The organism is Mangrovicoccus sp. HB161399, from assembly GCF_013184745.1.
GTDB lineage: Bacteria > Pseudomonadota > Alphaproteobacteria > Rhodobacterales > Rhodobacteraceae > Mangrovicoccus.
This window is the reverse complement of record NZ_JAATVU010000207.1, coordinates 1-2,015: the sequence shown is the minus strand read 5'-3', so window position 1 is coordinate 2,015 and position 2,015 is coordinate 1. Positions and strand designations below refer to the sequence as shown.

Below are 2,015 nucleotides of genomic sequence, written 5' to 3'. Positions count from 1 at the left end.
CGCATTCGGGAATCGAGTTGTAATATGTGCCACGGTCTCTACCGTGCCGAGGCGCACCGCGGCTTGGGTGAGGTGCCGCAGCTCCGCCCCGCGCGGTTGGTTGGACTGCGCGGGGCGATTCCCTTAAAGCGCGTACTGTGCCCGCTGTCCGCGCGATGGCATGAGGCAGGCAATCTCGATGCGATAATGGCGGCCGTCGGAGGCCAGCCGGACGAGCTCGGCCGCGATGGGCAAGTCGCTGCCATAGGTCGAGGCCAGCCAGGATGTGGCGACGCGGTCGAGGCGGCCGAGGCTGTAATGGCTGGCCCGGTTGCCGGAGATCACGGTGGCACCGACGGAGATGATGCCGCCGTGCGGGCCTTCCGGTTCCCGCTGGAGCTCGATCTCGATCAGGCCGTGCAAGGAGTCGAACGGCTTCTCGAGTGTCCGAATGAACGCGTCTATCTCCCCGGAGTGCTGCTGGGTGCCCTTCACGCTGGCTTTGCCGCTGCGGAATCTCCAGGCGACCCAGTTCCCCTCGGGACGGTTCAGCGGAATGGCGGACTCGATCCATTCCGCAGGAGCCGGTCCGCGGAGTCCGGCGCTGTCATGGCCAGTCCAGCGCAGTCCGGGAGGATCCAGACCCTCCTTCGCGACGATGGCCCGATTTGCGGACATTTGCAGCGTCTCGACGGGGCATTCCCTCATCTTGGCCTGCTTTGTCCGTTCCGGAGAGGACGAAATCGACGGTGCCGCGACTGCGGCTATCACCAATACACACATGAACAGCGCTTGGATGAGGGGCTCATACATGAGGCGCGACTCCAAATTCGTTACCAAATGGTTAACGCATACCCGAAACCGCGCATCCAATCGACAACTTTAGATGGAAATATTCGAATTAAGTCGGAAAAAGAGGTGCACGCCCGCGGAGAGCCCGCGAGGGAGCGCTGTGGCGTCATGGACAAGCCGCAGTGCGGCTTGGCGCGGAGACTTTGGGGGGAAGCTCGCCAAGAGTCCGGGTCAACTGGAATGTGCAGGATTTATGGTGGCCGCATCTCTAGGAAGAGCTTGGAGATCCGCCGCATCGGCCATGATGCCGGAGCAGGGGTGCAGCATGCCCGCGGGCGGTTGCTGCTGCCCGGCCCCGCGCGACGGGAAGGGCCGCGCGGGGCGTGTGTTCCTTTCCTACCAGTGGCAGGTCTCGCGCAGCTGGCCGATCGCGTCGTCAAGGCCGGAGACATTGAACTCGGCGGTCGCGGTGTTGGATGCGTATGCGGTGAACCGAATCAGGAGCTGGTCGGCGGAGAGGAAATTCTTGATCACGGGGACTGCCGCCGGACCGGTCCAAAGGCCAATCGTGCGGCTATCCGTGCTCGCGGAACCGGTCGCGGAGAACGCATAGTTTCCATCCGCCCGGAAGATGATTTTCCTGTAGATCGCTTCGTGATCGGCAAAGTGGCAATTGTTCCCGGTGATCAGCAGGGACGTCGTGTTGTTCCGGCATCTCAACGTCAGCTTGACGGTCTCGGCATCGAAGCGGGAGCATTGGACAGGAGCAACGCTTTGGCTGCTCAAATGGACCTCCGGCTGATCTGTTATTGCTTCCCGCCGGGTTGCAAGCACCCAGTTGTCACTGTCGCCGGCAAGCCTGATCCCGGCTGCAGCGGCGCGCGCCTCAAGTGCAGCGAGCTGGCGCTTCCGCAGGTCGAGCTCGCAGTCGAGGACATTCAGGGTGGTTTTGTCCAGGTCTTCAGTCGCCTTCTGCGCCTCCTGCTTGACGCAGAAGTCGCGGAATTGATCTGGGGTCATGCCGACGAGGCGGTCGTCCTCCGCTGGCGGGTCTTGCGCAAAAACCGGAGCGGCCAGCGCTTCGATGACAGCCGCCGCAATCATCAATCTCTTCATATTCATTCTCTCAACAAATTCCCTTTCGCGCATCGGAGCACATCGCCGGGCGGGGAGTCGACAGCGACAGGAGGTGCCCGTGCAGCGGCATGACGAAGACCATCCCGGCCATATGGGCCAGACCTCCA

General features: G+C 62.6%; 2 protein-coding genes. Both read right to left on the bottom strand.

Annotated elements, in window-relative coordinates:
- Positions 1–123 precede the first annotated feature (123 nt).
- Complete coding sequence (locus HCC78_RS32290; protein WP_172332782.1) at positions 124–792, bottom strand: hypothetical protein; 669 nt, start codon at positions 790–792, stop codon at positions 124–126.
- 375 nt (positions 793–1,167) lie between these two features.
- Entirely contained in the window at positions 1,168–1,887 is a 720-nt protein-coding gene (locus tag HCC78_RS32285) for a type VI secretion system-associated protein TagO (RefSeq protein WP_172332781.1), read from the bottom strand.
- Positions 1,888–2,015: the final 128 nt, after the last annotated feature.